General features: G+C 71.8%; 6 protein-coding genes. 4 read left to right on the forward strand and 2 right to left on the reverse strand.

The annotated features are described in order from the left end of the window. Nucleotides 1-280 precede the first annotated feature (280 nt). Nucleotides 281-784 carry a MarR family winged helix-turn-helix transcriptional regulator gene (locus ACFW6B_RS40920; RefSeq protein ID WP_386605000.1) on the forward strand — a complete coding sequence of 168 codons (504 nt, stop codon included), beginning with the start codon at nucleotides 281-283 and terminating at the stop codon, nucleotides 782-784. Here ACFW6B_RS40920 and ACFW6B_RS40925 read toward each other — a convergent pair. Then, on the reverse strand, nucleotides 757-1,170 hold the full coding sequence (locus tag ACFW6B_RS40925) for a winged helix-turn-helix transcriptional regulator (protein WP_386605002.1): 414 nt from the start codon (nucleotides 1,168-1,170) through the stop codon (nucleotides 757-759). The two genes, ACFW6B_RS40920 and ACFW6B_RS40925, sit on opposite strands and share 28 nt — an antisense overlap. Before the next feature lie 122 nt (nucleotides 1,171-1,292). Here ACFW6B_RS40925 and ACFW6B_RS40930 point away from each other — a divergent pair, with 122 nt between their 5' ends. Beyond that, nucleotides 1,293-2,183, forward strand: coding sequence for an NADP-dependent oxidoreductase (locus ACFW6B_RS40930; protein WP_386605004.1), 891 nt, complete (start codon nucleotides 1,293-1,295; stop codon nucleotides 2,181-2,183). Here the strand turns inward: ACFW6B_RS40930 and ACFW6B_RS40935 are convergent. Then, nucleotides 2,180-3,601, reverse strand: a complete 1,422-nt coding sequence (locus ACFW6B_RS40935) for an MFS transporter (RefSeq protein ID WP_386605006.1) — start codon at nucleotides 3,599-3,601, stop codon at nucleotides 2,180-2,182. The two genes, ACFW6B_RS40930 and ACFW6B_RS40935, sit on opposite strands and share 4 nt — an antisense overlap. Before the next feature lie 133 nt (nucleotides 3,602-3,734). Between ACFW6B_RS40935 and ACFW6B_RS40940 the strand changes: the two genes are divergently transcribed. Both ACFW6B_RS40940 and ACFW6B_RS40945 read left to right on the forward strand, forming a co-directional pair. After that, nucleotides 3,735-4,832 carry an LLM class flavin-dependent oxidoreductase gene (locus ACFW6B_RS40940; RefSeq protein WP_386605008.1) on the forward strand — a complete coding sequence of 366 codons (1,098 nt, stop codon included), beginning with the start codon at nucleotides 3,735-3,737 and terminating at the stop codon, nucleotides 4,830-4,832. After that, complete coding sequence (locus ACFW6B_RS40945) at nucleotides 4,829-5,482, forward strand: FMN reductase (RefSeq protein WP_386605010.1); 654 nt, start codon at nucleotides 4,829-4,831, stop codon at nucleotides 5,480-5,482. The genes ACFW6B_RS40940 and ACFW6B_RS40945 overlap by 4 nt, the downstream gene beginning before the upstream one ends. Nucleotides 5,483-5,758: the final 276 nt, after the last annotated feature.

Below are 5,758 nucleotides of genomic sequence, written 5' to 3' on the forward strand. Positions count from 1 at the left end.
CGGTACATCCGCCCGTCGCCGTTGGACGGAGATGTGAGCGTCGGTGGCGACGGGCATGTGATGTACCGGCACGGCCCCTTCCGCCGGATCCCGGGTGCGGGTGTGTCGTGGTGGCCGTTCCGGCCCGGAGAATCCAGCCCCTCCGGCGTTTGAGGAGCGGGGTCTGGGGCGGAGCCCCAGGTCGGGTCGGGTAGGGGCGGAGGGGGCGAGACGGTGCTTGTGGTGGGGGCGCCGGGTCTGGGGGCGCGGCGTACGATTTTGGCTGGTGGAAAGGGGTCGTATGGCTGTCGATGGGGAAGCGCGCGGGCGGCTGCTGGGGGAGCTGGCGGACGTGTCGCGGCGGTACATGGCCTCGTACGCCCTGTTCAACCAGGCCCTCGCCGACCACGTCGGACTGCACCCGACGGACGTGCAGTGCGTGAACCTGCTCAGCCTGGAGGCCGGGCCGGTGACCACCGGGCGGATCGCCGAGATGACGGGGCTGACGACCGGGTCGGCCACGCGGCTGGTGGACCGGCTGGAGAAGGCCGGCTACGTGGTGCGGGAGCGCGACGTGGTCGACCGGCGGCGGGTGCTGGTGGCGACCGTGCCCGAGAAGATCGCCGAGTTCGGGCGGATGTGGGAGCGGCTGGGCGCCGGCTGGTACGGCCTGTTCGACGGGCTCGACGAGGACGGGATCGCCCTGATCATCGGGCACATGAGACGCACGGTCGACTTCAGCGCAGTACAGGTCGCCCGGCTGCGGTCCGGGGACTTTCAGGAGGACTCGGACGAGGCGTCGTAGCGCTCGCGGGCCTCGACGACCTCCTCGATGTGGTGCTCGGCCCAGTCCTTGACGGCGGTGAGCAGGCAGCTCAGGTTCGTGCCCAGGGTCGTGAGTTCGTAGTCGACGCGGACCGGTACGGACGGGGTGACCGTGCGGGAGAGGATGCCGTCGCGCTCCAGTGAACGCAGGGTCTGCGTCAGCATCTTGGGGCTGACTCCGGCGATCTTGCGGCCGAGGTCGCTGTAGCGCATCGGTCCGCCCGCGTCGGCGAGCGCGCTCACGATCAGGCTGACCCACTTGTCGCTGATGCGGTCCAGGAGCTGGTTGGTGGGGCAGTTCTTGAGGAACGCGTCGTACTCGAAACGGGCCTGCTGGCGCCGTTGGGCCGCCGTCGTGGTCGCCATGACTCACCTCCGGGTGACGTACGCACCTTCAGGTGCCTACTTACCAATGGATAGTAGCTCTTCCTAGGGTTGTTGTGGCGGGTGAGAGACCCGCGGATGACCTACAGATGGGGTGAGCTGGGATGCGTGCAGCGGTCGTGTCGTCGTTCGGTGGTCCGGAAGTCGTGGAGATCGTCGAGGTCGCCCTGCCGGAGCCGGGGGCCCGGCAGGTGCGGATCAAGGTGGCGGCCGCGGGACTCAATCCCGTGGACGCCGGGGTGCGTGCCGGTGTCTTCGGGGGTGCGGGGAAGCGGCTGGGGCTCGGCTGGGACGTGGCGGGCGTGGTGGAGGCGGTCGGGGTCGCCTCGGGGTGGAGCGTGGGTGACGAGGTGGTGGCGCTGGCGTACGGGACCGCCAAGGCCCTCGGTACGCACGCCGACCACGTGGTGGTCGACGCCGACGCGGTGGCCGTGGCGCCCCGCTCGGTCGACGCGGCGCACGCGGCGAGCCTGCCGCTCAACGCGCTGACCGCGGACCGGGCCCTGGGCGGGCTGGGCCTGGAGCCGGGCGCGAGTCTGCTGGTCACGGGTGCCGCGGGGGCGGTCGGCGGGTACGCCGTACAGCTCGCCGCCCGGCGCGGGCTGAAGGTGACCGCGCTGGCCCGCGAGGGCGACGAGGAGCTCGTACGGTCCCTGGGGGCGGACCGGTTCGTGTCGGACGGGGTGGCTCCGCGGAGCGTGGACGCGGTGCTGGACGCGGCGATCCTGGGCGCGGACGCCCTGGAGTGGGTGCGGGACGGGGGTGCCTTCATGGGTGTCATCCCGGGGGCCCACCCGGCGTCCGTGCGCGGGGTGCGGACCGGTGCGGTGGAGGTCGCCGCCGACGGGGCCCGGCTCGCGGAGCTCGTGGCGCTCGTCGACGAGGGGGCGCTGACCACCCGGGTCGCCGGGACGTACGCGCTCGACGAGGCCGTCAAGGCGCACGCGCGGCTCGCGGAGGGCGGACTGCGGGGCCGGCTGGTCCTCGTGCCCTAGTGGTGCTGCTCCGGTGCCTTGAGGGGGAGCAGGCGTACGAGGGGGCAGCACAGGAGGGTGATGGCGGCCACGACGGTGAGGCTCACGGTGGTGGCGTGGGTCCCGCCGTCGTCGGCCCGGAAGTAGACGGTGGTGACGGCGGCGGCTCCGATCGCGTTGGCGAGCTGCTGGACGGCGCCGAGCGAGCCGCCCGCGCTGCCGGCCTCCTCGGGTGCGATGTCGCCGATGGTGACGTCGTAGAGCGAGCCGAAGCAGGCGCCCATGCCGAGGCCGATGACGAGTAGCGGGGGGGCCAGGGCCCAGCCGCCGGTGTCCTGGCCGGAGGTGGTGACCAGGGCGAGGAGGTGGGCCGTTCCGGCGAGGGTGACCAGGAAACCGATGAGGACGAGACGGCGGCCCAGGCGGGCGATCAGGCCGTAGCAGGCGATCGAGGCGACGACGATGCCCGCGGACAGAGGTGTCAGGGCGAGCGCGGCGGCCGCGGGGGAGCGGCCGAGGCTCTGCTGGAGGAAGAGGGAGAGGACGTAGAGCAGGCCGGCGACCGCGGCGAAGAAGACGACGCCGAGGACCAGTCCCGAGGTGAAGCCGCGGTTGTGGAGGAGGGAGGGCTTGATCAGGGGGCTGGGCGCGGTGCGCTGGCGGTGGCAGAACCCGGCGAAGAGGGCGAGGCCCGCGAGCAGGAGCAGGACGGGGAGCGCGTCCCAGCCGTGGGCCGAGCCCTCGATGAGGCCGGCGAGCAGGGCGAGCATGGTGGCGCCGAGGAGGGCGGAGCCGGGGACGTCGACGGTGGTCGCGCGGTCGCCGGTGTCGTGGGGGAGCAGGCGGGCGGCGGCGAGGAGCGCGGCGCCGCCGAGGGCGAGGTTGATGAGGAACATCGGGCGCCAGCCGAGGCCGGCGAGGTCGGCGTCGACGATGAACCCGGCGAGGACCGGGCCGCCGACGGCGGACAGGCCCATCACCGGTCCGAACAGGCTGTACGCCTTGCCGATCTGGTCCCGGGGCCAGGTCGCCCCGAGGATGCCGAAGCCCTGCGGGACGACGAGCGCGCCGAAGGCGCCCTGGACCAGACGGGCAGCGACGAGGGTGCCCGGCGTGGGCGCGAGGCCGCAGGCGACCGAGGCGGCGGTGAAGCCCGCGAGGCCGGTCAGGAAGAGCCGGCGGCGGCCGTACTTGTCGCCGAGCCGTCCGCCGAGGACGAGCAGGACGCCGAGCGCGAGGGCGTAGGACGTGCCGAGCCACTGGACGAGGGCGTTGCCGCCGCCGAGGTCGCGGGTGATGGTCGGGGCGGCGATGTTGGTGATGGTGCCGTCGAGGAGGTCCAGGACGTCGGCGGCGAGGACGACGCCGAGGATCGCCCAGCGGGCGCGGGCGGGAGGGTGGTCCGTCTTTTCATTTGCGCCATGCATTATCTGTGTCACGCAGATAAATGTGAGGCACGGGACGGGGTGGGGTCAAGCGAGATCCGTGGCCGGAGGCGTGGCGGAATATCTGGGGAGGGGTGGCGGTTCGAGGGTATAGTTGAACAATCAACAAGATGGAGGGTGAGCGACCATGCAGTTCGGGATCTTCAGCGTCGGCGATGTGACACCGGACCCCACCACGGGCCGGGAGCCGACCGAGCGCGAGCGCATCAAGGCCATGGTCGCCATCGCGCTGAAGGCCGAGGAGGTCGGCCTCGACGTCTTCGCGACCGGCGAGCACCACAACCCGCCGTTCGTGCCGTCGTCCCCGACCACGATGCTCGGCTACATCGCGGCACGCACCGAGAAGCTCGTCCTGTCCACGTCCACGACGCTGATCACCACCAACGACCCGGTGAAGATCGCCGAGGACTACGCGATGCTCCAGCACCTCGCCGACGGCCGGGTCGACCTGATGATGGGCCGCGGCAACACCGGTCCCGTCTACCCCTGGTTCGGGCAGGACATCCGGCAGGGCATCAACCTCGCCGTCGAGAACTACGCGCTGCTGCACCGGCTGTGGCGCGAGGACGTGGTGACCTGGGAGGGCAAGTTCCGTACGCCGCTCCAGTCGTTCACGTCGACCCCGCGCCCGCTGGACGACGTCCCGCCGTTCGTCTGGCACGGCTCCATCCGCTCGCCCGAGATCGCGGAACAGGCCGCGTACTACGGAGACGGCTTCTTCCACAACAACATCTTCTGGCCCGCCGACCACACCAAGCGGATGGTCGAGCTCTACCGCGAGCGGTACGCGCACTACGGGCACGGCACGGCCGAGCAGGCGATCGTCGGCCTGGGCGGCCAGGTGTTCATGCGGCCCAACTCGCAGGACGCCGTAAGGGAGTTCCGTCCGTATTTCGACAACGCGCCGGTCTACGGCCACGGCCCCTCCCTGGAAGACTTCACCGAGCAGACCCCGCTCACCGTCGGCTCTCCGCAGCAGGTCATCGAGAAGACGCTGTCCTTCCGCGAGTACGCCGGTGACTACCAGCGCCAGCTGTTCCTGATGGACCACGCCGGGCTGCCGCTCAAGACGGTCCTGGAGCAGCTCGACCTCCTCGGCGAACAGGTCGTGCCGGTGCTGCGCGAGGAGTTCGCCAAGAACCGTCCGGCCGACGTGCCGGAGGCGCCGACCCACGCGGCCCGGGTGGCCGCGGCCGAGGCGAAGGAAGAGGTGAGCCGCGCATGAAGCTCGTCGTCGTCTCGGCGGGGCTGAGCGTCCCGTCGTCCACGCGGCTGCTGGCCGACCGGCTGGCGGCCGCCACCGCCGGGCGGGTGTCCGGTGCGGTGGATCTGCGGGTCGTCGAACTGCGCGACCTCGCGGTCGAGATCGCGCACAACTTCACCAACGGTTTTCCCGGCCGGGCCCTGTCCGCCGCGATCGACGACGTGACCTCGGCGGACGGGCTGATCGTCGTCACCCCGGTCTTCTCCGCGTCCTACAGCGGGCTGTTCAAGTCGTTCTTCGACGTGCTCGACAAGGACGCGCTGGTGGGCAAGCCCGTGCTGATCGGGGCGACCGGGGGGACCGGGCGGCACTCGCTGGTCCTCGAACACGCGTTGCGTCCGCTGTTCGCGTATCTGCGGGCGGTGGTCGTGCCGACCGGGGTGTACGCGGCTTCGGAGGACTGGGGGGTCGAGGGGCTTGCGGAGCGGATCGATCGGGCCGCGGGGGAGCTGGCCGCCCTGATGCCGGCCCTGGCCGCCCCGTCGGCGTCCGCCCCGGTGGCCCCGGCTCGGGCCGAGGAGGCTGCTGTCCCCGCCCAACCCTCACCCGGTCGGGCGGACGGGTTCCACGTGGTCCCGTTCGCGGAACAGCTCGCGGCACTGCGGGCGTAGCGGGAGTTTTTCGCCCCCTCCGCCCCTGCCCTCCCCGTACCCAGGGGCGCTGCCCCCGGACCCCCGCTCCTCAAACGCCGGAGGGGCTGGATTTTCCCGGCCGGGGCTGGAACGTTCCCCGGAGGGGCTGAAGCGTTTCCCGGAGGGGCTGAAGCGTTCCCCGGACGGGGCTGAAAAATCACGCCTGCGAGGGACTGCGCCCAAACCACCGCACACCCGCACCCGGGATCCGGCGGGAGGGGCCGTGCCGGTACATCACATGCCCGTCGCCACCGA

This window comes from Streptomyces sp. NPDC058751 (assembly GCF_042746485.1).
Taxonomy (GTDB): Bacteria; Actinomycetota; Actinomycetes; order Streptomycetales; family Streptomycetaceae; genus Streptomyces.